This window comes from Haloferula luteola (genome assembly GCF_014201715.1).
Lineage (GTDB): Bacteria > Verrucomicrobiota > Verrucomicrobiia > Verrucomicrobiales > Akkermansiaceae > Haloferula > Haloferula luteola.
In genome coordinates this window covers 26,488-49,678 of sequence record NZ_JACHFD010000017.1, presented here as the reverse complement: position 1 = coordinate 49,678, position 23,191 = coordinate 26,488, and the positions used below count along the sequence as shown (strand labels likewise).

Annotated in this window: 23 protein-coding genes; 10 read left to right on the top strand and 13 right to left on the bottom strand. The window is 60.8% G+C overall.

All coding sequences use genetic code 11. The features are described from left to right. Positions 1 to 6 precede the first annotated feature (6 nt). The 4 genes from atpF to HNR46_RS15250 all read right to left on the bottom strand — a co-directional run bounded on the left by atpF (position 7) and on the right by HNR46_RS15250 (position 3,287). Complete coding sequence (gene atpF, locus HNR46_RS15265; protein ID WP_184020331.1) at positions 7 to 573, bottom strand: F0F1 ATP synthase subunit B; 567 nt, start codon at positions 571 to 573, stop codon at positions 7 to 9. Between the two features lie 87 nt (positions 574 to 660). Then, positions 661 to 870: an ATP synthase F0 subunit C gene (locus tag HNR46_RS15260; RefSeq protein WP_184020329.1), complete on the bottom strand. Its 210-nt coding sequence runs from the start codon at positions 868 to 870 to the stop codon at positions 661 to 663. A gap of 71 nt (positions 871 to 941) precedes the next feature. Then, positions 942 to 1,844, bottom strand: coding sequence for a F0F1 ATP synthase subunit A (atpB, locus tag HNR46_RS15255; RefSeq protein ID WP_184020327.1), 903 nt, complete (start codon positions 1,842 to 1,844; stop codon positions 942 to 944). Between the two features lie 129 nt (positions 1,845 to 1,973). Continuing rightward, a complete protein-coding gene (locus HNR46_RS15250; RefSeq protein WP_184020325.1) occupies positions 1,974 to 3,287 on the bottom strand; it encodes a YiiX/YebB-like N1pC/P60 family cysteine hydrolase in 1,314 nt (437 codons plus the stop codon). Between the two features lie 167 nt (positions 3,288 to 3,454). Between HNR46_RS15250 and HNR46_RS15245 the strand changes: the two genes are divergently transcribed. The 4 genes from HNR46_RS15245 to HNR46_RS15230 all read left to right on the top strand — a co-directional run bounded on the left by HNR46_RS15245 (position 3,455) and on the right by HNR46_RS15230 (position 7,231). Continuing rightward, on the top strand, positions 3,455 to 3,730 hold the full coding sequence (locus tag HNR46_RS15245; protein WP_184020323.1) for an HU family DNA-binding protein: 276 nt from the start codon (positions 3,455 to 3,457) through the stop codon (positions 3,728 to 3,730). 219 nt (positions 3,731 to 3,949) lie between these two features. After that, on the top strand, positions 3,950 to 4,633 hold the full coding sequence (locus HNR46_RS15240; protein ID WP_184020321.1) for a hypothetical protein: 684 nt from the start codon (positions 3,950 to 3,952) through the stop codon (positions 4,631 to 4,633). Positions 4,634 to 4,646: 13 nt separating this feature from the next. Next, on the top strand, positions 4,647 to 6,032 hold the full coding sequence (locus HNR46_RS15235) for a permuted SH3 domain-containing protein (RefSeq protein WP_184020319.1): 1,386 nt from the start codon (positions 4,647 to 4,649) through the stop codon (positions 6,030 to 6,032). Positions 6,033 to 6,037: 5 nt separating this feature from the next. After that, the gene (locus HNR46_RS15230) at positions 6,038 to 7,231 is read left to right on the top strand and encodes a prenyltransferase/squalene oxidase repeat-containing protein (RefSeq protein ID WP_184020316.1); all 1,194 of its coding nucleotides are present in this window, start codon (positions 6,038 to 6,040) and stop codon (positions 7,229 to 7,231) included. On the opposite strand, the gene HNR46_RS15225 is transcribed toward HNR46_RS15230, so the two are convergent. The 5 genes from HNR46_RS15225 to HNR46_RS15205 all read right to left on the bottom strand — a co-directional run bounded on the left by HNR46_RS15225 (position 7,209) and on the right by HNR46_RS15205 (position 12,140). Then, positions 7,209 to 7,826 carry a hypothetical protein gene (locus HNR46_RS15225; RefSeq protein WP_184020315.1) on the bottom strand — a complete coding sequence of 206 codons (618 nt, stop codon included), beginning with the start codon at positions 7,824 to 7,826 and terminating at the stop codon, positions 7,209 to 7,211. The two genes, HNR46_RS15230 and HNR46_RS15225, sit on opposite strands and share 23 nt — an antisense overlap. A gap of 121 nt (positions 7,827 to 7,947) precedes the next feature. Beyond that, a complete protein-coding gene (gene bioA, locus HNR46_RS15220) occupies positions 7,948 to 9,225 on the bottom strand; it encodes an adenosylmethionine--8-amino-7-oxononanoate transaminase (protein WP_184020313.1) in 1,278 nt (425 codons plus the stop codon). Between the two features lie 234 nt (positions 9,226 to 9,459). After that, entirely contained in the window at positions 9,460 to 10,158 is a 699-nt protein-coding gene (locus HNR46_RS15215) for a tellurite resistance TerB family protein (RefSeq protein ID WP_184020311.1), read from the bottom strand. Between the two features lie 33 nt (positions 10,159 to 10,191). Beyond that, positions 10,192 to 11,565 (bottom strand): MATE family efflux transporter, encoded by a 1,374-nt coding sequence (locus HNR46_RS15210; protein ID WP_184020309.1) that lies wholly within the window; start codon positions 11,563 to 11,565, stop codon positions 10,192 to 10,194. Next, positions 11,562 to 12,140, bottom strand: a complete 579-nt coding sequence (locus tag HNR46_RS15205; protein WP_184020307.1) for a DinB family protein — start codon at positions 12,138 to 12,140, stop codon at positions 11,562 to 11,564. The genes HNR46_RS15210 and HNR46_RS15205 overlap by 4 nt, the downstream gene beginning before the upstream one ends. Before the next feature lie 51 nt (positions 12,141 to 12,191). Here HNR46_RS15205 and HNR46_RS15200 point away from each other — a divergent pair, with 51 nt between their 5' ends. The 5 genes from HNR46_RS15200 to HNR46_RS15180 all read left to right on the top strand — a co-directional run bounded on the left by HNR46_RS15200 (position 12,192) and on the right by HNR46_RS15180 (position 16,379). Then, on the top strand, positions 12,192 to 12,584 hold the full coding sequence (locus tag HNR46_RS15200) for a winged helix-turn-helix transcriptional regulator (protein WP_184020305.1): 393 nt from the start codon (positions 12,192 to 12,194) through the stop codon (positions 12,582 to 12,584). 348 nt (positions 12,585 to 12,932) lie between these two features. Beyond that, positions 12,933 to 13,973, top strand: coding sequence for a flotillin-like protein FloA (gene floA, locus HNR46_RS15195; RefSeq protein ID WP_184020303.1), 1,041 nt, complete (start codon positions 12,933 to 12,935; stop codon positions 13,971 to 13,973). After that, a complete protein-coding gene (locus tag HNR46_RS15190; protein ID WP_184020301.1) occupies positions 13,970 to 14,449 on the top strand; it encodes a hypothetical protein in 480 nt (159 codons plus the stop codon). The genes floA and HNR46_RS15190 overlap by 4 nt, the downstream gene beginning before the upstream one ends. Next, entirely contained in the window at positions 14,446 to 15,903 is a 1,458-nt protein-coding gene (locus HNR46_RS15185; RefSeq protein WP_184020299.1) for an NfeD family protein, read from the top strand. The genes HNR46_RS15190 and HNR46_RS15185 overlap by 4 nt, the downstream gene beginning before the upstream one ends. A 128-nt stretch (positions 15,904 to 16,031) precedes the next feature. Then, on the top strand, positions 16,032 to 16,379 hold the full coding sequence (locus HNR46_RS15180) for a P-II family nitrogen regulator (RefSeq protein ID WP_184020297.1): 348 nt from the start codon (positions 16,032 to 16,034) through the stop codon (positions 16,377 to 16,379). A 278-nt stretch (positions 16,380 to 16,657) separates the two neighbouring features. Here HNR46_RS15180 and HNR46_RS15175 read toward each other — a convergent pair whose 3' ends face one another. The 3 genes from HNR46_RS15175 to HNR46_RS15165 are packed head-to-tail and all read right to left on the bottom strand — an operon-like array spanning position 16,658 to position 20,769. After that, on the bottom strand, positions 16,658 to 18,850 hold the full coding sequence (locus HNR46_RS15175) for a transglutaminase domain-containing protein (RefSeq protein WP_184020295.1): 2,193 nt from the start codon (positions 18,848 to 18,850) through the stop codon (positions 16,658 to 16,660). Between the two features lie 34 nt (positions 18,851 to 18,884). Further along, a complete protein-coding gene (locus HNR46_RS15170; RefSeq protein ID WP_184020293.1) occupies positions 18,885 to 19,628 on the bottom strand; it encodes a M14 family metallopeptidase in 744 nt (247 codons plus the stop codon). A gap of 10 nt (positions 19,629 to 19,638) precedes the next feature. Further along, entirely contained in the window at positions 19,639 to 20,769 is a 1,131-nt protein-coding gene (locus tag HNR46_RS15165; protein ID WP_184020291.1) for a citrate synthase, read from the bottom strand. A gap of 130 nt (positions 20,770 to 20,899) precedes the next feature. Between HNR46_RS15165 and tsaB the strand changes: the two genes are divergently transcribed. Then, the gene (gene tsaB, locus HNR46_RS15160; RefSeq protein WP_184020289.1) at positions 20,900 to 21,553 is read left to right on the top strand and encodes a tRNA (adenosine(37)-N6)-threonylcarbamoyltransferase complex dimerization subunit type 1 TsaB; all 654 of its coding nucleotides are present in this window, start codon (positions 20,900 to 20,902) and stop codon (positions 21,551 to 21,553) included. A 65-nt stretch (positions 21,554 to 21,618) separates the two neighbouring features. Here tsaB and HNR46_RS15155 read toward each other — a convergent pair whose 3' ends face one another. Beyond that, positions 21,619 to 23,190, bottom strand: coding sequence for a LamG-like jellyroll fold domain-containing protein (locus HNR46_RS15155; RefSeq protein WP_184020286.1), 1,572 nt, complete (start codon positions 23,188 to 23,190; stop codon positions 21,619 to 21,621). Position 23,191: the final 1 nt, after the last annotated feature.

Below are 23,191 nucleotides of genomic sequence, written 5' to 3'. Positions count from 1 at the left end.
AGGAGATCAGGCTTCGACCTTGGCCAGGGCCTCGTCGTTGATCCGGCGCATGTCGTCGTCGGAGAGCACCTTGCCGGTGACTTGGGCGGTGGTGGCCGTTACCAAGCGACCGAATTCCTTCTTCAGCTCGGCGGCGATCTGCTCGCGCTCGGCTTTTGCGGCGGCTTCGGCCTTGGCGAGAATCGACTGTGCTTGAGCGACCGCTTCCTGAGCCTTCGACTCCGAAAGGGCTGCAGCGCTGTCGCGGGCCTCCTGAATCAGGCGGGTGGCCTCCTCGTTGGCCTTGGCAATCGCCGCAGCGGTCGTCGCTTCGGATTCGGCAAGTTGTTGCTCGATGCGCTTGAGCTTCTCCTCGCCCTCGGCGATGCGGGACTTGCGTTGCTCCAGCATGTTCTGAATCGGTCCAAAGGCGAACTTCTTCAGAAGGACGGCGACGATCAGGAACGAAACGCACTGGCTGATGAAGAACGGCCAGTCGACCTTGAACGTGCGCAGGATTTCACCCACGACCCCACCATCACCTTCTGCGACGGCATGGGGCTCAACTGCGAGGAGATCGAGGAACGGAATCATCGGAGAGTGCGAAAGTGGATGGAGTGAAACCTTGGGAAGAAAAAGCAAAAGTGGCGCGGGAGCCGGTCGACCCCCGCGCGGGAAGACTTACCTGGCGAGGAAGATCGCGAAGAAGACGATACCTTCGATAAGGGCGGCAAGAATGATCGAAAGCGTCAGGATGTTACCTGCAGCACCCGGATTGCGACCGGTCGCTTCGGCGGCCTTGGAACCAAGGAGACCGATGCCGACAGCGGCAGCGAGGGCGGCGGCGGCAACGTGAATGTTACCGGTGATTTCAGCGAGGAGCGAAGTCATGATGTCGTTGTTGGTTTGGTGGTGTCGCCGCCCTCCACAGTCGCGATGCCATGGTCCGAGCGGGAGAGTCTTCAGTGGTGATGTTCTTCGTCGTGATGATCGCCGTGATCGCAGATCAGCTTGAGGAACACCGAAGTGAGGAGCGTGAATACCAGCGCCTGAATGAGGCCAACCAGAAGCTCCATGAAGTAGAAGGGAATCGGCGGAAGCCAAGCGAGCCACTTCTTGTCTCCCACCACCATCATCATGTTTTCGAGGATGTTCTCACCCGCGAAGATGTTGCCGTAGAGACGGAAGGAGAGGGCCACAGGGCGGAAGAGGATGGAAACCACTTCGAGAACGCCGACGAAGAGGAAGACGACGATCATGAGCACCATCATCACGCCGCCGAATTTGCCTTTGGGAGCGAAAATGTGGGCCAGAAAGCCCTTCAGACCGTTTTCGGTGATCGCCCAGTAAAACCAGAGGATGGCGAAGGTGAAGGCCATGGCGGCCGTCATGTTGAGGTCCGCGTTCGCACCGCGGAAGAACGGGCGGAAGGTGTCATGAGGATCCACTCCGGAACCACTCAAGCTCCAGCCAATCGTGCCGATGCCCGGGAACAAACCGGCCCAGTTGGTAAAGAGGATCAGAACAAAGATCGTCCCGAAGAACCAAAAAGTCCGCTTCACCAGATGAGGGCCCAGAATCCCCTCAAGGAAAACGTAGAGGCCTTCGACCAGCCACTCGACGGCATTTTGCAGACCACTGGGGATCAGCTGCAAATTTTTCGTCGCCGCCTGGGCCACTAAAATAATCAGGCCGGCCACGATCCAAACCACCAGCATGGAGTTGGTGATCACGAAGGGCCCAAGGTGGAGAACCTCCTCAGCGTGAGCAGGAAGATGGTCGTGCCCACCCTCAGCCGCCATGGCTGGTGCGAAGCTGCCAAGCCAAGCGAAAAGAATGAGAAAAATGGAGCGACGGGAAAACATGGAAAATTTCTGTCCTTGCGACGGGGCGCGGGGCGTGTATCAGACCGTTTCGCCGTCGAGCAAGACCCTTTTGTGAAAAATTTCACAAGCGGGTTAATCCTTTGGTTTCCCTCAGATTATCCGGGCACTTCACAAACCGCATCGAGAACGGTGCAAGGCGAGCTCCGCAGCCTGTCCGCGAAGGCACCCTCCGCCATCGATTCCACAGGAAACGATCACCCGGAAGCCTTGCTGCAGAGCCTGTTGAATCAACTCTTCGGCAGGCAGGCAAAGTCTCCCGCCAGTTTCGACCAGCTCAAAATGCAGGCCGCCGATCCCATCGAAACCACGGTAAACGACCTCCGTGCAGGCCAATCGGTCACTCCTCCGGAAGTCGAAAACGAAATCGTAACTTTTCCCCGCATGGGCACGAGCCCGCGCCAACGCCACTTGCATTTCCTCGAATTCGAGGGGCGGGCGCAGCACCACCAGGGAATCCACCTGGAGGGTTTCCTCTGCCTTGCGAAACCTCACCCCATCTTTCTTGGCTTCTAAAAACTCCGCGCCCTCCTCCCCATAATAAAGGGCGGCGTGCGGCCAGAAGCCCGGCAGGAAGAGATTCGAGAGCGCATCGTCATGCCGGGTCACGAAAACGTCCCCCGGCCTCACTCCCTTCAGGACCTCCGTACGCAGGGCCGCTGAAATCCGCTTCGGGCCGCTCGGACGAATCCCGGGTTGCCGCCAATCAGCGATCGCCGTTCCCGACCACCGGAACAGGGTGAATTCTCCCAGCTTCCATGCCGAGTGATGCCGCCGCCGGAACGAAAACCATCGATAGCGCCACCTTTCCCACACGGCGCCAAGCCCCAGTGCGACCAGCGGCCGCCCACATTCGGAATCAAGCACCTCCAAGAGATCTTCCATCCCGGCAGGGATCGCCTCTTCCCGGAAGGCCTCCTGATGACTCAAATAGTGGTCCCTCGCCATGCGCAAGAGCCCCAGGCGACTCAATCGAGTCGTCGCCCGATACTGGCTCGCAAAGGACTTTCGGTGAACCCCCCGGGCACCATCGGAAAGGTCGAGCGCCTTGCGAATCGGCCGGCAGGCTTCCGCCAACTCAATCCATCCCCGCGTTGACCGCACCAAAATCAAGCCAACCGTCAGGCCCAGAAGGAACGCCGGCGCCTCACGCTGCCACCGCACCCCCGTGCGCCCCGCCCGGGACTCCATCGCTGCCAGAACCTGCAACAAGGCACCACGACGAACCCAGTAGGCCGAATACCGTACTCGTAGTCTTTCATCCTCTTCCGGAGTCAGGTAGCCACGCACCAAAATCTGCCCAATCGATTGAAATTCATGGAGCGGCGAACCTTCCTCTTCCAAGGCATGGAAAACTGCCACCGCCGTGCGCACCATCGCATCGAAATCCCGCCCCTCATCACCTCCGATAACCTCACCCTTCATTTACTATTTTTGCCGTAGTTAAACATCTCCAAAACGGAGGCTTGTGAAGCCGAATTCAACGACGCCCCGATCAGCCGCTATCCTTAGAACTACAGGGATTTCAAGGCGAAAGAAGCCATTATTTTATCTTGCCAAAGTTCGGACCCACCAGCAATACCGTCCCTGCCATGAACAAAGCTGAACTTGTTGAAGCCGTCCAAAAAGCCCTGGGTAAAGACGCCACCAAGCGTGCCGCCGAAGATGCGGTTTCCGCTGTCCTCGACTCCATCGCCAAAGGCGTGAAGAAGGACAAAAAGGTCCAAATCATCGGCTTCGGCACTTTCGAGGTGAAAAAGCGGGCTGCTCGGATGGGCCGCAACCCGAAGACGGGTGAAGCCATGAAGATCGCCGCTTCCAAGTCGGTCGGTTTCAAGGCCTCTTCCACTCTGAAGAACAGCCTCTAATCCGTAGGTTTTGATCTCGGCCGGGCCGTTTCTGCGGCCCGGACGGGGTCCCACCCTCACCCGACCTCAAAAATCCAAATGAAGACCCCGGCCCGGACAAGGCCGGGGTCTTCGTTTCCCGGGGACCGAGCCAATTGCTGGAAGTAACGGCGAGGAAACTGCTTCCAACGATCCCGGGGCGGATTTTCCGACCATTCTCTTCCCCACCGCGAGCCTTTCATGAAACCCCGCGTTTTTCTCGAACAAATCCAGCTGCCCTCGGGCGCCACGCTGTGCCTCCACGAGCACGATGGACGGCACCAATTGAGCCTGGAGGGTGAACCCTTGGCCGGCCCCCAGACCCGGGCCGGCGAACTCGCCCTCGCGGAGCTGGCGCTTTCCCCTTTCCGCCCGGTTCGCCAACCTGTGATCTACCTCGCTGGACTGGGACTCGGTGCGACCCTCGCCGCCGTGAAGGCGACTCTGCCCCAGAAGAAAGGCTGCTACTGGGTGGCGGAGCCCTGCGAGGCCCTCCCGCGTTGGGTTTCCACTCACGTCGATCCCTCGCTCCTCGATGATCCTCGGGTCATCCTTGAAACTTCCATTTCACCCGGCGACCTCGCCCGCCATCAGGACGAGATCCACGCCATTCTCGTGCATGCCGACACCGCGCCACCCGCCGAGTCCGGTGGCCTGCTGGTGAACCAATCTCGATGGCTCGCCGCCGCCTACGACGCACTCAAGGAGGGCGGCCTGCTGGCCATCACCGCCTTGCGACCCATCCCCAAGCTTGAAGCGCTGCTTCGCCGTGCGGGCTTTGAGGTCGCCCATCACGAAATCGAAAGCTCTCCTCAAGCCCGCCGTCCGCGCCGCCTCCCCCTGTGGATCGCGCGCAAAGGCAAATTCGTATCCTCGCATCGCTGATGCCCACGACTCCATGATCCGCCCGATATTTCTCCTCACAGCAGCCAGCGCCTTTGCCGGCGAAGCCCCGGTGGCCCGCGGGACTTTCCGCATCGAAAAGGAATTCCAAGCGACCGCCTTGCCGGCAACTCCGGGCGTCCTTGAGCTGGAGCCCGAGTCCTGGACCTCCTTCGTCGTCGATTCCCTGGTGCCTCATGGAACCCAAGTGAAAAAGGGCCAGACCCTGATCTCCTTCGAACGGGAAGACTACGACCGACGCCTTGAGGATCTGAGCCGCGCCGTGGCCAAACAGGAGGAAGACCTCAAGAAAGCTCGCGCCGGCTTCGTCAAACTCGAGAAAACCTCCGCTCTCCAACTTGAGGCGGCACAGCGGACCCAGGCGCAAGCCGCCGAAGATCTCGCCTACTTCAAGGAAACCGGACGGCCAGCAGCGGAAGCCACTGCCAAACATCAAATCGAGGGTTCCCGCTTTCGCCTCGCCGGCGAAGAGGAAGAACTCAAGCAGCTCCAGGCGATGTACGCCGAAGACGACCTCACCGAGGAAACGGAGGAAATCATCCTTGAGCGTCAGAAATTCGCCGTCGCCGACGCGAAATTCGACCTCGCCGCTGCCGAGCGCCGCACCGAACGCACCCTGCATGCGGAGCTCCCCCGTCGCGAAGAGCAGCTGGTTCAAGCCGCCGCCGAAGCCGAAGCCGCTCTCGCCGAGGCCGAAATCGCGATCCCCGCCAGCGTCGCCGCCGCCAAGTCCGACCTCACCGCCGCGGAAGTCGCTTTCGAGCGCCAGAAAACAGAACTTTCCCGCCTCAAAGCCGACGGCAAATGGCTCGCATGGGCCGCTCCAGCCGATGGCATCCTGCTCCACGGCGGAATCTCCGAGGGCGAGTGGAAGCTAGGCGACCTCGCCAAGGCGCTCCGCCACGGGTCCAGTGTTCCCCTTCACCAAGGGCTTCTCAGCGTCGCTCCGACCGGTGGCGCGCTCGCCGTCACTGCCGATCTCGATCCCGCCCTCGCCGCCCAACTGAGTGAAGGCACTCCCGTTTCGGTCCACCCCATCGGCCGCGAAGACCAAGGCGCCGAAGGCAGCGTGAAGGTCGTCGCGGAAATCCCGGACGCTTCCGGGAGACACCATGCCGAGCTCGAACTTGCATGGGAGAAAGACCACATTCCTCACCCGACAACTCCGCTGGTCTGCCGCGCCACCGTCTACCTCAACGAAGAGGCCATCCTGCTCCCGGCCAACGCTCTGCACGCCGAAAAAGAAGGCTGGTCCGTCACCGTCAAGCTGGCCGACGGCAATACCGAGAATCGTCCCGTCGAACGCGGTCGGGTCAATGGCGACAAAGCTGAGATCCTCTCGGGTGTCGAAGTCGGTCAAGTCGTGGTGACCCCCGAGTGATTCCCATGCGATTCTTCGCCGCCACCTTCGGATTGCTTTCGTTCGTCGTTCTTCATGCCGAGGAACGACCTCATGCCGAAGTGACCGCGGAAGCCGTCCAGGCGTCGATCACCCGCGGCGTCGATTTCCTCCTCACTCACCAGAACCCGAATGGTTCGTGGGGCGGACCCACCCGCACCAAGGGGCTCAACATCTACGCGCCCCTTCCTGGAGCCCACCACGCCTTCCGCGCCGGTGCCTCCGGTCTCGCGCTATCGGGCCTCATCGACAGTGCAGATCCTCGGCCTGAAACGCTCGAAGCCATTCGCCAAGGGGGCGAATGGATGGCCGAGCACCTTCCGAAGCTCCGCCGCGCCGATCAGACGACCACCTACAACGTCTGGGGCCACGCCTATGGATTGCGGGCCCTTAGCCGCCTCCACCGCACCGCTACGGACGCCACCCAGAAAGCGCGCTGGGCACGACTTGCCGATCAGCAAGTCGAGTTGCTCGACCGCTACGAAGACGTCAACGGTGGCTGGGGCTACCTCGACCTCTACGACGGCATGATGACCCGCAAGCCCAGCGGCATGCCGACCTCTTTCACCACGGCGACCGTCCTTCTGGCCATGGCCGAAGCCCGCCAGAAAATGGGCACTCAACTCGATCAGGCCATCGTCGCTCATGCCCTTTCAGGCCTGAAAAAACAACGGACACCCGATTTTTCCTACGTCTACTCATTCGATCATTGGGTCGCTCCCCGCTCGCCCATCAATCGACCTGCCGGCTCGCTGGCACGCAGCCAGGCTTGCAATGCAGCCTTCCGCGCCTTTGGCGACCCCGCCATCACCGATGATGTGCTGCGCACTTGGGCCCGGCGATTCATCGATCGCGAAGGCTTCCTCAGCATCGGGCGCAAGCGCCCCGTGCCCCACGAGACCCACTTCCAGATCTCCGGCTACTTCTACTACTACGGCATCTACTATTTCACCGAATCCGCCCGCTTCCTGCCGCCCGTAGAACAACCGGCTCTGGCCCGCGAACTCGCCCAAATCATCCTCTATCGACAAGAAAAGGACGGATCCTGGTGGGACTACCCGCTCTACGACTACCATCAGCCTTATGGCACCGGCTACTGCCTGATGGCTCTCGCCTGGTGCCGCGATGTGATGGCCTCCCACCCCCCCGCTGCGCCAGTCAGTCCTGATAACGGACCATGACTTGCAACGCTCCTCCGGATTTCTGAGTCGCATCCACCTCCAGCTGACGACCCGAACCCGACCACGAGTGGGAAAAAGATCCACTGGTTCCCAACGCATAGGACGACACCGAGCTGGATTGAGCCCAAGGGGCCGAGGATTCATAAAACGCCTTCGCCATCTCCAAGGTATCGTGGGTCGTCAAAATAAAGACACCCTCTGTTCCCGTGCGAGTGCTCCGCTGGACCGAGATGCCTGCCTCCGCAACATTAGGATAAACCGGCACCCAGGAGGGCGGAGTCACCGCCTCCGCCCCTAAAGTGATCGTCTCCCCTTCGCCATTCACAAAAGCAAAGCGCCCCGCCACCACCTCTTCGTAAGTCGCTTCGACCCGCTCACCGGTTTCCAAAACGCGCAGCACCATGCCGCCGTGGCTCGGATCGTCGCTCACCCACTCGACATCCGGTGAAACCTCCACCACGGCCACCGCCAACGGCCGCGCAGGATCCTCATTCATCTTCTCCTTCATTTCCGAGTAGACCTTCCTTCCCGCCCGAAACGCCAAGGCACCCCCGAAAAGCATCAGCACCAACAACACCGCACAACCGATTCCCAATCCCGCCCATGGGGAGAACCCCTTTTTCCGAGGGAATTCCGGTGGCCTCGGTGATGGAACCGGCGGCGGACTCGACGGAGGGACGGGTGGAGGGACGTGGGATGATGACATGCCCTCGAAATTACTCGCAGCCACCCGAAACGGAAGCCTGCGCTTTCCTCGCAGCCCTGCGAATGGCCTCCACTGCCATGTCGAGATGATCCTTCTCCACGCACAGCGGAGGCATCAACACCACCGTATCGCGAATCGGTCGCGTCAACAATCCGAACTCCCGCGCCAATACGCACGTTTGAGCGCCCAGACCGGCCTTCAACTCGATCCCCGCCACCATCCCGCACTGGCGCACATCCACCACCTCCGGGCAATCCCTCCGAAGCTCATCCAACCTCCAGGACAGGTGAGCGATTTTTTCCGGCAAGCTTTCAAGGGTCCCCTCCGATTCAAACAAGGACAAACTCGCCAATGCCGCGGCACAACCCAGAGGATTCGCCGTAAAACTATGCCCATAGTAAAAAGCTTGATCTGCTGCCCCGCCAAATGCCTCGTAGATCCTTCGTGTGGTCAACGTCGCCGCCAACGGCAAGTAACCTCCGGTCAGTCCCTTCGCCACGCACAGGAAGTCTGGAATCACGGCCTCCTGCTGACAGGCGAACATAGTTCCCGTGCGGCCAAATCCGGTCATCACTTCGTCGAGAATCAACAGCACTCCAGCCCGCTCGCTCCAAGAGCGCAACTCGCGAAGCATGCCCGCCGGCCAAGGTCGCATTTCGTTCACCCCCTGGATCAAAGGTTCGATCACCACGGCGTGGACTTCTTCTGCAGGCATCGCCCTCAGTTCATCAAGCGATCGCACAAAGCGCACCTCCGGCCCCATTCCCCGGAATCGTTCGAAGAACCGTGAAACTCCACCCAAGGATGCCGCCCCCAGCGTATCCCCGTGGTAACCTTCCGCAAACGCCACAAAAGCTCGCCGATCCTCCGCCCCGGTTTGCATGCGGAATTGCAGCGACATCTTCATTGCGCACTCCATCGCCGTCGAGCCGTCGTCCGAGAAGAACACCCGCTCCAACGTCTGCTCGGGAAAAAAGGAGGTCAGCTTCTCCGCAAGTTCACTCGCCCGCGGGTTGCCAAACCCGAGATAGGAAGTGTGCGCCACCTGCTCCAACTGCGTCCGAATCGCAGCATTGATCACCGGATGAGCATGGCCGTGAATATTCGTCCAAATCGAGGCATTCCCATCCAGATAACGACGGCCCTCCGAATCCCACAACCAAGGCCCCTCGCCACGCACCAAGATCAGTGGATCGTGATCCGCATGCGTCCACTCGTCCTGAGGGGTGAAGGGATGCCAAGCATGCCTCTTGTCCGCTTCGATCCAGCGTCGCGTGTCGTCCCGCATGCGCCCAAGATGAGCCCAAGCCCGGGGGCGACCAGCGCGGATTGCGGCACCTCATGCCGGGGAACCCGTACGTGAATGCGGAATGGAGATGCCTCCTTCTCCTCTCCAGTCTCCCGGCATCACACATTGGGGACACCACCCCCCCTAAAAAAGAGGCGGCCGACGTCCCCGAAACTTCACGATCTCGGGCACCCGTCGGTCGTCTCTCCTTTTCCACCTTCGAGCCCCCAGCCCTCAAGCCGGTCGACCTCCATCCTTTTCAGGAGATGCAAAGCCAGGGAGCGGCGGTGGGGATGCCTGAACAGGAAGTCGACCTTGCTGCTGAAGCAGGCTCGCCAAACCCTGGCGGTGACTGGCAGTCAGACCGACCGAATCGGCCACTTGATCCAGCAATGCCGCTTCTTGGGCATTCATCGGTCCATTGGCCGTCGCGACGCGCCATGCCACTTCAAAGAGTTTCTCCCTTCCACCATCGCTCAGCCGCGGAGCCACCTCCGCCAACAAGGTCGGCACCACGAGGCCGGCGGATTGAAAATCCGCCGCCTCCAGATTCACATCCCCCGGATACATCGGACGCCCCGTCATCTCCTCATAGAGACGGCAAACTTCCGCGGATTCGGCAGCATCGATCGATCCGTCCGTCAGCACCATCGCGATCATCAGCTTCCTCGCCGCGGCATGGAAGGCCACCTCGAAGGCCTCCGCCTGTTTCCCCGGGTCAAATTGCAGCACATCCAGATGATACTGACTCTTGCACTGCCCACACTCGATGTATTCTCCGAGCACATTGAGTGGAATGATCGGAATAAAATAGAGGGTAAAGAACCTCCTCACCCGCTTCCGCTTGAAAGCCGATCCCGGCCCGCAGCTGGGACACCAAAAAACGCCCTTTTCCGGTGTGGTCGTCACCCCACGAGTTCCAAAGATGATCATCGGATCTCATAGGATATGGTTAGGTCAACTCTGTCAATCCTGGGAAACCGCCTTTATTGTTGAAAGTGAAGGCCTACAGAATCTTCGATACCCCCAATAGAGAGAAAATAGCGCGGCACTCCAAGTCACGCATGTGATGCCCCACCAAATTCCCCACAAACCCCAGCCAAGGCCAAACGCTAAAGTTTGGTAGACCAGAAACGGCGCCACCAACTGGCGGCTGATCCCCATCCACAATCCATACGCCGGGCGCTTGATCCCCTGCATGGCGAAGACCGTGATGAACAGGATCGGATAGGCCGCCAGCGTGATGGCGGACGTCAGGAGATAGTCGCTCCCATGCGAAATCACCGTTTCATCCGGCGTAAATAACCGCATCGCCGGGCCCCGCAGGAACCCCACAAAAAACCCACCAAGAATCATCAGCCCGGCACCTGCTTTGATCGCTGTCACCCACGCCTCACGGACCCGCTCGGGAAGCCCTGCTCCGTGATTTTGACCCACGATGCTCAGGACGGCGGTGTTCAAGCCCATGGCGGGTAGCAGCACAATTTGCTCAACCCGGGTGGCAATCCCAATGGCGGCCACCGCTTCCTTGCCGAAGCGCTGGACGAACCAGGTGATCACAAACACACCGAGCGCCACCGTCAGCATGTTCAGCGCCGCCGGCACCCCTTGCCCGGCGATTTGCCGCAACACCGCCGCATCCGGCTTGAAATGGGAAGCCGCCAAACCGTGCCCCACCTCCGAGCGCCATGCCTGCCGCCCGAGAAACCCCACCCCGCCAGCCTGAATCAACACGGTGGCGACCGCCAACCCCGACACTCCCATTTCGGGAAAGGGACCCCAACCCCACATCAGCACCGGATTGAGCGCACAATTCGCCACGAACCCCCCTATCAGAAAGTTCCGAAAATGACGCGTCTCTCCCAAGGCCATCAAAGCCGCATTCAATGCCATTGGCATCAAAATGAAGATGCTGCCATACAACACTGGGCGCATGTAGTCTTGCGCCTTGGTCAAATAACTACCCTCGGCACCAAGCAGCCGAAAGATCGGGCCCGCCGCCAAGTTCCCCACCACGCTCATCACCAAACCCGCCGCCAAGGCCAGCAACAACGACTGGGCAAACACATGCTTGGCCTCCTCTGGCCGCCCCCCACCCCATGCCTGAGCCATCAAGGCGGTCGTCCCCTGACTCAACCCGCTCCCCGTCACCATCACCACCATGAACACCGGAAAGGAGAGCGATAGCGCCGCCAACGCCTCCGTCCCCAGCCACCCTGCGCACCAGGTGTCGACCACGTTGTACATGGTATTGAAGAACATGCCGATGCTCATCGGCCATGCGATTCTCCAAGTGAGCCGGTCGATCGGGTCGGTGGTCAACGAAAGAGCGCGGCTCATCGCCGCAGAGCTTCGGTGATCCTTTCGATCTGTCCACGGTGGATCCTCAAATGCACCGGAATGATCAGCGACCATCCCGCCGCGTCGAGCGGTCCAAACCAAGGATGCTCGTAGGTGGCCGCAGTTCTCCAGTCGGGAAGTTGGGCAAGCACCGTGCCGAAAGCCTCACAACTCCCCTGAAACCGGGCCTCGGACTCTTGTCCCGCCCCAGATGACGGCTTGACCGACGCCGTGCTGGCCTTTCCTCCCGGCGTTTCACCCCTCCCCAGCCGCTCCACCACTCCGGAGAATGCCTCCTGACAAATCCCAAGATGCTCCAAGGTCATCCATACCGACCAATGGCGGCTGCTGTCCTCCATGCCGCGTAACCGGGGAATCAGCACCCGCTGGGACCGCTTCTCCACCGGGCACCGCTGCCATGCGAGGTCGAGTCGCTCTCTTTCACGCGCGAAGGCATCCAGAACGCCCTCGCGAGTCGCGGAACGGAGACCTCGAGAGAATTTCCAACGAATCAATGCGAGCTCCCACGCCGGGAGCCCAGCACCCGGTGGAGCGAGTTTCGGTGCTTCATCCATGACTCGAACTCCCATCATTACTTTCACTTTGCAAGTCTTTTTACTTTTGAAATGCAAGTGTTGCTGTGGCATCACTTTGAGGTGACCTCGAATTCCGATTCCTCCCCGCGCCGATCCCCCTGCCCGGTGGCCTGCTCTCTCGATCTTTTTGGGGACCGATGGACCCTCCTCGTGATCCGTGATCTGATGTTCGGGGCGACACGCTTCAAAGACTTTACCCACTCGCCAGAGGGGATCCCTACCAACATTCTCAGCGACCGCCTGGCCCGTCTGGTCGACGGCGGACTTGCCGAGAAGGGGCCATCCGAATCCGGCGGCAAACGGCAGATTTATCGCCTCACCACCAAAGGCCAATCCCTCAAGCCCGTGTTGCTAGCCATTCGCGACTGGGGGCTCGAATGGGAGCCCGACACGCGGTTGCTCGAACCTCCCTTCGATTCATAACGGGCATCCCCCGACGCTCGCCCACTTCGGATGACCCGCTCATCTTTGCCGCCGTCTTCGATCCCATCAGCCAAGCCGGTTTCGAACAGCTTCGGCGCCGCTATTTCCCCCCCAGAAAGAAACCTCATCCCCGCCCATCTCACGCTCTTCCACCACCTGCCGGAGTCTCAAAGGGCACCATTGGACGCCACTCTCGCGACCCAACCCACCCCCCTCATCCGGCACCATCATGGCTCTGCGCTTGTGGGCATCCCTCGGCGGGCCCTGGAAATGCCTACGAAACTTCCCTCTGGGCAAGTGAACGCGAGAGGACGTTGCACAAAGCCACGTCTTGGCTAGGTTGGCCCCATGATAGCTCCTATCGCTGCGGGCACCAGCGGCTCCTATGTTTTTCTCTTGGTTGTGATCGTCCTTTTGGTGATCGCCGGACTGGTCGTCACCATGTTCTTCAAAACCTGGTTGCGAGCCCGCCTCTCCAACGCCCCGGTCTCATGGGGCAACCTGATCGGCATGTTCTTGAGGAAGGTCCCCTTCGGCCGCATCGTCGATGCCCGCATCACAGCCGCGAAAGCCGGTCTCCCTTTCACCTCGGAGACTCTGGAGGCCCACTACCTCGCCGGCGGTGACGTCGAAAACGTCGTGCTGGCCCTGATCGCCGCCGACAAGGCGGGCATCGCCCTCACCTTCGACCGCGCTTGCGCCATCGACCTCGCAGTCAAAGGCACCACCAAAACCGTCCTCGAAGCCGTCCGAACCTCGATCAACCCCAAGGTCATCGATTGCCCCAATCCCGAGGCTGGCATCACCAAAATCACCGCCGTCGCCAGGGATGGCATTGCCGTCAATGTCCGCGCCCGCGTCACCGTCCGCACCAACCTCGACTCCTTCATCGGCGGGGCCACGGAGGAAACCATCATTGCCCGGGTCGGAGAAGGCATCGTCACCTCGGTTGGCTCCGCAGCGAGCTACAAGCATGTGCTCGAAAACCCCGACTCCATCTCAAAACTCGTTCTTCAAAAAGGAGTCGATGCTTCCACCGCCTTCGAGATCCTTTCCATCGACATCGCCGACGTCGACGTCGCTGACAACGTCGGAGCCCGACTCCAAACCGAACAGGCGGAAGCTGATAAACGGGTTGCTCAGGCCAAAGCCGAAATGCGCCGCGCCGCCGCCGTCGCCGTCGAACAGGAAATGGCCGCACGCACCCAAGAAATGCGCGCGAAGGTCGTCGAAGCCGAGGCTATGGTCCCGCAAGCCATCGCCGAAGCCTTCCGCTCCGGAAATCTCGGCGTCATGGACTACACCCGGTACCGCAACATCGTCGCGGATACCGACATGCGGTCTTCGATCGCCAGCGATGACGGCCCCGAATCCTCCATCTCCGAATGATCTTCGCCATCAATTTCTCGGATCTTCCGGCCGATGCGATTGGCCTGGTGGTCATTTTGCTGCTGTCACTCCTCAGCGTTCTCAAAGACAAGCTATTTCAGCGCTCCCGGGAACCCGACGAATCGGAATTCACTGAGGAAGAACGGGAGATCATCTGGCGGCGCCAAGTGGAAACCCTGCCGCCACCCCTCCACCGGGCCACCCCGCCTCAGATCGTCATCCATTCTGTGGTCAAACCGACCCCTCCGCTAGCCCCTCCCCAACTGCCGAAAGTGGTCGCCCCCAGCGACCGCGAACTGGAACTCGCCCGCGCCTTTGAAGTTCGCGGATCCCGCAAGGGACGCACCGGACATCGCAGAGAAATCGACCGCCTGCTGCGTTCCCCCTACGCCGCCCGCAATGCCGTGCTGCTTACCGAAATCCTCGGCCCTCCCGTGGCCCTTAAGGCGGACGCTTCCGATCACCTCCCAAGATGACACTCCTCCTGCGCGCCCTGCTCGGCCTCCTCCTTCTTCTGCCCGCTTGGGGCGAGCAAGATCCGCCCGATCGTAACCTCTTCGGGAGGTCCGCGGAAAGCTCCCTGGCGGGCCAAGTGGTCGTTCTGCCCATCGGCCAGAAGGACCTCACCAACGCCCAATCGTTCCGTTTCTGGCAGCGCACCCTCAAACGCGCTAAAACCGAGGGAGCCAAGGCCGTCGTGCTGCGCCTCGACACACCCGGCGGTATCGCTTTCGACACCCGTGACCTGATCATGGATGACTTTGCCGATCTCCAAATTCCCTTGATCGCCTGGGTCGAGCGCGAAGCCCTCTCCGCAGGTGCCCTGATCGCCTTTTCCGCTGACCGGATTTACATGGCCCCCGGAACCACCGTCGGTTCCGCCGCACTCATCAATGGCACCGGCCAGGAAATCGAAAAAGTCATGCGCGCCAAACTCGAAAGCGCCTTCGAAGCCACCATGCGCTCGGTGGCCGAGAAAAAGGGCCGGAACATTGATGTGCTACGCGCCATGATGGTCGTCGACGACGAAAACGAGCGCCGATTCGGCCCCGTCACCGTCCGAAAAGGCAGCCTTCTCAATCTCACAGCCAGCGAAGCCATCCTCGAAGTCGACGACCGTCCCCTCTTCGCCGATGGGCTTGCCTCCTCCCTAGAGGAAGTTCTTGAAAAAGAAAACCTCACCGGAAATTCGGTCACCACTCCGACTCCTACCGGCTTCGAGACTCTCGCGTGGTGGCTGGCCGCTTGGTCTCCCCTGCTCATCGCCGTCGGTATCGGCGCCGCTTGGTTCGAAATGAAAACCCCCGGGTTCGGCATCGGCGGTTCCCTCGCTCTCCTCGCTTTTGGATTGTTCTTCTTCGGCAATCACGTCGCCGGAAACCTCGCCGGCTACGAACTCATGACCGTATTCCTCCTCGGCATCGTTCTCGTCATCCTCGAAATCTTCGTCCTCCCTGGTGGAATCGCCGGCATCATCGGCGCCCTGCTCGTCTTCGGTTCGCTCACCTTTGCGATGGTCGATCGCACCGACTTCCACCGCGACCATGCCGATCAAATCCTCACCTCCACCCTCGACGACCTCCTCATCCGCCCCGGCATCTACCTCGGGCTCGGCCTGCTGGGCGCTCTGACCTTCGCCCTCCTCCTCGGCCGATACCTGCCCCACATCCCCGGCCTTCGCGGCCTCGTCGCCACTCATCACCTTCCTGCCGGACAAGCCCCCGATGCCCAACCCATCGCGTCCCTGATCGGTCAAATTGGCATCGCCATGACTGATCTTCGCCCCTCCGGAACAGTCGATATTAAAGGTCTCCGAAGAGATGCGGTTTCACGCCATGGACTCATCCTTGCGGGCACCTCCGTGAGGGTCCTCCAAGAGGGCATGACTTTGCATGTCGAGGCTCTCCAGCCCCCTCCCGAAAGAAAATGAAAAGTTAGATTGGGCACGAATTCCTCTCGCCATTTCAAGGCGTCACGACTAGGGTTAGGAAATTTCAAAATTTTGATCAGAGCGTTTGGCACGCCTGTTGCTTTGAAGTCCTACACCAACCGCGCAACATGAAAAAAATCGAAGCGATCATCAAGCCGTTTAAGCTGGAGGAAGTGAAAGAAGCCCTCGCTGAAGTGGGCATCCAGGGCATGACTGTGACCGAAGTGAAAGGCTTCGGTCGCCAAAAGGGTCATACCGAAATCTATCGCGGCTCCGAATACACCGTGGACTTCCTCCCCAAGGTTAAGATCGAGATCATTGTTGATGACGCACAAGCCGGCGCGGTGAGCGAAGCGATCGTGAAGAGCGCGAACACCGGCAAGATTGGTGACGGAAAAGTGTTCATCTCCCCCGTAGAAGAAGCGATCCGCATCCGGACCGGCGAGACTGGCTCGTCCGCCGTGGCCGTGAACTGATTTCGATTCGTCTTCTCAAGATTGGCTTTTTGAAGGCCGCTCCGGGCTCGGAGCGGCCTTCTTCGTACGCGCGAGAGGCCATCCTCATCTTCTCCATCTCCCTTCACGGGCCTCCGTCGCCCTTGGCGGTTCGAGCACCACTCAGGATGCCCGCCTCAGCCCCTGGCAGGCTCCTCCTCGCTACCGCCATCCTCCCCCCATCGCCAAACAAAAAGCCTGGCTCATGCCTCTTTCGAGACCGGCCAGGCCACTCAGCTGCAGCGAAACGTTTCGCCCGCTTACGGGACCAAAATCTCGGCAACCGGACAACTCTTCGGATCGAGCCGTTCAGCCAAAGCGCGGCGAATCACCGACGCATCCCGCTTCGCCGAAACCTCCGTTTCCTGTCCATTCGCACGCAACGTCAGCGGCTGCTCCAAATCGACCATGCCAGGTCCCAAAAGCACCCGCGTTCCCGTTGGTACCTTCCCCTCCAATTGGATCGTCTGACCCTCCCGGGTGGCCGTCATCGCATCACCGGCCGCGGCAGAACCTCCTTCCGGAAGCTCCAGCCAATAAAAGCGCGAATGGGTCACGTCGTCCTGCACCCATACCACCCGTTCCGGCCAGCTCTGACGCGTGAATTGGGCCATCCACGGCACCGCCTCCGCATCCTTGCGCTCCATCCAGTGCCCCAGGCCTTCATAGACCCGGCCTAGATGGACGTAGCCTTCAGGATCATCCGCCTCCAACTGATCCAGCTTCGCAATCCGCTCCCGCGCCAAACGATTGCGATCATACGCAGCATCCTCGCCCCCCATGAACACCGCGAAAGGCAAATCTCGCAACGGAAGCAGCGAGGCCTCATTCGGGTGTCCTGCCATCATCGAGGCGGCGGCAAATCGGTCCGCCATCCGCGGAGCCACCTGCCACACCCCATCGCCTCCCGCCGAATAACCCATCAGATACACCTTGTCGGGATCCACCCCGCGCAGCGCGACCATGTCTTCGATCAGCCGCGAGAACAACGGATCAATGTGGTCCTGATGCCACATGTTCCACGAATTCGTCGGTGCTCGCGGCGCGACATAAATCCCCTCGGCCGGCTCATAGAGTCCGATCTGATTTTGCCACTGCTGGTCGTTCACCTCCTGAGTGGTGCCACCACCACCATGCATCGAAATCCATAAACTGCGTTCGCCTGCTGGAGCGTCTCCAAATTCACGCTCCATCCAGCGCAGCTCAAACTCCCCATGGACGATCTTCTTGGCATCCAGCTCCGCCTGGCGGGCTTCCCGTGTGCTTTCCCGGGCGACCTCGGTCAAAAGGGCGATCACCCGTAATTCCTCGTTGCCTGCTATCTCTGGAGAGGCGCCCGGATTCTCCGCCAACGCCGCCAGCGCTGGCGACAATGGGGTCATTTCCGCCGGACGCACGTCTCGGGTCGCCTGCCCACTCTCCGCCACGAAACTCTCCGTCTCCCCAAGCCCCGGAAACCACAAGCGATAGCGCTGACCGACCACCACCGGCACCCGCGGCAGGTCATTGAGATCCGCCGTGCCACCCTTCGTCGTGAAAGAAGCGATGCGCCGACCCGATTCGCTGGTCAACCATCCCTCCCTCGCCACCCGTTCCCCTGCCACATCCCACAACCGGATCCCCAGCTCGGGAGTCGGCTCCTTCGCCTTGGCATAGCGGGCCGTCACATTCACCGCAGGCACCCCCGTCGCGCTAGGCGACCAGACCATGGGAAAACTCAACCCGGTCTTCTTCCAAGAAGTGGCATAGATCGCATGCTCCGGCACCTCCGCCTGAGCTTCCGCCGCATCGCCGGTAAACCACCCACGATCGAGGCCCTTTTCGTCAAACTCATCAGCCCCGGTGAAATGCCAATCTCCATCCCAGATCTCCACCCAGGTGTGATTGCCGCGACCATTCGACCACATCGGCGTCCCCACCGCCCGGGCTGGAATGCCCACCGCCCGACAAACATCCACCATCAAAATGGACAAACCCGTGCAGGTCGCCCGACCCTGCTCGATCGACTCCTTCGGGCTCTGGTTGGTCCGCTTGCGCTCAGTGTGGTAGTGGGTATTCACCAGCTTAAAGAACTCGCGATTCAGAGCCTGCGCCGCTTCAGTGGTCGTCTCTGAACCCTCCACAATCGGGGTCGCCATCTCCAAAAACTCAGCTCGCCATGGGTCGCGAGGCTCATCGAACACCGCATAGGGCAACACATCATTGAAAAACAGCGCCTCCGGAACCTCAGACGCCCACGGAAACGTCTCCCGCGCTTTCAATGCCAAGTCGAGATTCTCCATCAGAAACCCGGAATCCAAAGCTTCGCGGTCCTGAGCCGGCATCGACTCCACCAAAAACTCTGCCGCCCTTTCACCCAAGTCCCCGTGTTTCTGCGCCGCTGCGGCGATGAATTCTTCCACGGTTCCCGCCCCTGCCGGGACAATCAGCACGCAAGCTGCCAGCCATTTCATGGGCCCACCCTACGTCGGTGACCCGCCGGATCGATCAAATTGGCGCCGGGATGGCCGTGGAATCCGCCACGGCTCCAAAGGCGGCCACATGCGCGCTCACCCGTTTCGCCAAATCCGCCGAACTCGGCGTCTCAAAAGTGAACGAAATCGGGCACCCCCGCTTGGCCAAAAAGATCGCTTCGGGCCAGTGCTCCGGCAAATCCGCCTCCGCCTCATGAAATATCCAGCCCGGCTCTCGAGTCGCATGATCGTCAATGCTCGCTTCCGGCTCAGGAGGAAACCACGGAGCCACCGCAGCGAGAATCCCATGCGCACGCGCCGGGTCATCCGCCAGCAAGTTGATCTCGTAAAAATAGAACCCGCTGCTCTCCCAATCCTCGTGGAGGGAGAGGAAGGCGTGCGGCACCGGCAAGGTTTCCAGCCAGGCCGCATGGGCTGCCACTTCCTGACTCATCCGCGCCAAATAATCGCGATTCAAATCCAGTCCGGCCGCATTCTCCCGAGTTCCCGCCACCAGGCCCGCCGGATTCAGGGCAGGACACACGATCCAGCCCTGATCGAGCTGCCCGCCACGCAACAATTCCAAAGCCGCCAAGGGGCCGGCCGGTTCATCGCCGTGCATCCCGGCAGAAAGATAGCGCACGCCCTCAAGGCGCGGCGGCACCCAAGCCATCACCGGCCCAGCGGAAGTCTCCGCAAGCCGGTGGGATTGAAGACCCCGCTGTGCCGCCTCGGACCCGAATTGCTCCAGGAATCCCGCTGCATCAAACGCGCTCACCGTCCTCTCCTCAACGTTGCTCGATCGGCGGAACCGGAACCGGCTCCTTCGGTCCGATGTAAAGCGTCAACGGCCGATAGAGGCGGTTGTCCCGAAGTTGCTCCAACACCTGCGCCGTCCAGCCACTGGTCCGCGCAATGCCGAAAATCGGAGTGAACAGATCCGTCGGAATCCCCAGCGAGTAATACACCGTAGCAGAGTAGAAATCGACGTTCGCATTCAGGTTCTTGCGCTCACGCATGATCTCAGCAATCCGCTCGGACATTTGAATCCACTTCGGTTCCCCCAATTCCTCCGTCAGCTGGATGGCCAACTTACGGAGGTGCGGAGCCCGCGGATCGAGGGTCCGATACACCCGGTGGCCAATGCCCATGATCTTCTCTTTGCGCTCCAGCTTGCCATCGACGTAGGCATCCACCTTATCGAGTTCTCCAATCTCCAACAGCATTTGGATCACGCCCTCATTGGCACCGCCGTGCAACGGTCCTTTGAGGGTGCCCACCGCCGAAGTGACCGCGGAGTAAATGTCGGAAAGCGTCGCCACCGTCACTCGCGCCGAGAAGGTCGAGGCATTCATCCCATGATCGGCATGCAGCGTCAGCGCAACGTCGAGGATTTCCGTGGCCCGGGCGGTCGGCTCCTCGCCGGTGATCAACCAAAGGAAATGTCCCGCCTCGGACAAATCCGCGCGAATCTCGGGAAGTTCCAACCCTTGGCGGAAGCGATGGAACGCCGCCACAATCAACGAAACCTTCGATACCAGAGAAATTGCGCAAGCCGCCACGTTCTCAAGGTCCGGCTCGCCAATCTCAGCCCGATCGTCGTAAAGCCCCAGCATCGAGACCCCCGTGCGGAGAATGTCCATCGGGTTGGCTTCCTTCGGGGCCGACTTCAAAAACTCGATCACACCCTCCGGCAAACTGCGCTCGGCACGCAGGGCTTTTTCGAAAGCCGTCAGTTCTTCTGCATTCGGAAGCTTGCCGTGATGAAGCAGGAAAACGACCTCCTCGTAAGAGCAATGGGCCACGAGATCATCGATTTCGTAGCCCACATAACTCAGTTTTCCTTCTTCACCACGCACTTCCGAGAGCGCGGATTCGTTGGCGATGACTCCTGCGAGGCCTTTCGAGTATTCGGTCATGACTGGTGAAAATTCTGGGGAAACCGCACAATACGACGGTGCTCAGGCAACAAAGCGGACTGTTGGAATCCCTGCAAGGGGAGAATCCGCAATCCTTGCTCGTTGGCTCTAGGTCAGGTATCTAGGCCCGGTGCCGTATCTGCTCACCATCGAATCCAGCACAAACCGCGCCTCTCTCGCGTTGTTCCGCGACTCCGAATGCGTTTTCGAAGACGCCTTCGAAAGCGACCGCAATCACAACGCCCTCCTCTTCGCTCCCCTGGAGAAAGCGCTAGCACTGCTCGCAGGCGAATCACTCACCGAGGTCGTCATCGGCACGGGTCCAGGCAGTTACAGTGGCACCCGCGTCGGCATCGCCGCCGGTCAGGGCGTGGCCCTCGTCCACGCCTGCCCGGCCATCGGGCTCTCCTCGCTCCTCGCCACCTCGGTCACCGAAGGTGTCGCCATTGGCGATGCTCGCCGCGGCAGCGCCTGGTGGGCCGCGATTGGCACCGCCCTTCCCGAGCCCGAATTGATCGATCCCCACGAGCTCGCCGAGCGACTTCAGAGTGCTGAAAACGTCTTCTCTTTCGAAAACGTCACCCGCCTCGGCCTCCCGAAGAACCTCGAAATCGCGCATCTCCATCCCACTGCCGCCGCGCTTGGCCGGGCCTGGTTCGACCTCGATGACGATGCTCGCCGCTCCCTGCGCACTCTCCCGCCTCAACCCGCCTACCTCCGCCCTCCGCACATTACCGTCGCCAAAAAAGGCCATCCGCTGCTGCGCGGGAATCCCGGGGCCTGACCCCTTCCCCGAAAACAGCATGCCCCCTGCCCGGAGAAAGTCCGGACATTCACGCCCCCCACGGATCACTCACCGCGGCCCCAAGCCCCGATTTCCTCCTCGCTCAGGGCCCGATCAAAAAAGGCGAACTCTTCGAACCGGCCATTGAAGTTCCGCGTCACCTCGGCTCCCGACAGATCAGGAGAAGCCGCATCGAAATTTCCCAGATTCGCCTTTCCCAACTTCACCAAGGTGGGCCGAGAAATCGCAGCTTCCGCCACCAACCGCCCATCCACGAAATGCCGCATCTCCCCGGCATCCCCATCGATCACCGTGGCCAGCACCATCCAGTGACCCAGATCACTCTCCGCCACCACCGGTGGACTGACCAACCGCTCCCACGATTCAAAAGCCCTCTCGGAACTCGCCCGCAGGCCCAACAACAATCGCCCTTCCCGATCCAGCTTCCAATGGATCTCCCCTTGCTCACCAGGCGTCATCGACAGCAGCGCATTGTGATCGTGCGGCAAACTGTCCACTCGCACCCTCGCCATCATCGTCACCGAAGGCACTTCTCCCTCCAACCAAAAGCGCACCCGGTCACTGGTTCTCGCAAACCCCAATGCCGGCTTCTGTGGCCACCTCCCCGGCACCGCTTCGCAACCGATCAGGGTGCCGTCACTCTCAGCGGGAGCCGCTCCCGCAAGATTCGGGATCACTCCTCGAGGATGGATCCGAAAATCGTAATAAATCTTCAATCCTGCGGCCAAGCGGATCCTTTCAGAGGTCGATTGCCACTGCTGCCATCCTCGTTGACGAGCCTCCTCCGTAGCCACCAGCAGAGCCCCAGGATTGGCAAAGGCCCCCCGGTCCGCAGGCAAATCGGTCGCCGAACCGTCTTGGATCGCTACCGCACCGCCCCCGAACAACGAACGCACCGGCGCCACCCCATCCGCGGAATGAAGCTCCACCTCACCATCAAACACATGCACCTGCAACGCCTGGTCATCCCCGACACTCATGCCGAACTCCGTACCGCGATCCACCACCTGCACCTCATCACTCAGCACCGTGAATCCATGGGCTGGCGGAGGAACTTGCGCGGTCAGCCGGCCCGACTCCAAACGAGCCAAATCCGGCGAAACCAAATCCAAGGTCGCAGGCCCCTCCAGAAACACCTTGGCGCCACTGTAAAAGTCCAATCGCACCAAGCCGCCCGCCAATTGCAAGGGCCCCTTCGGCAAAGCCTGCCCCATGTGATAGGACTTCGCGTCGTCTGCCCAGCGGACGTCCACTGCGGCCGCCAACAAAGCCACGTTCTCCACAGCAGATTCGGACTTCTCCACCACCACAGGAGACTCCGCACGGTCGACACCAGGCTGCCACCAAAGCCAGCCCACCCCACAAGCCGCCAGGCCCACCGCCCACGGCCGCCAACGCGACCGCGACCGAGTGATCTCCCCCGCGACGGTGGCGTTTCCTTCCTCCCGCAACGCCCACTCTCGCAACAGCCCATGGTGAGTCGTCCGTTCGTGAAATCGCTGCCGCGCTCGCGACGAGCGGATCAACATCTCCTCCAACTCCAAACGACCCGCCTCTTCCAGCTCCAGGTCAAGGTAGGCATCGATCAGTGCTTCCAAGCGGACTTCATCGATCATT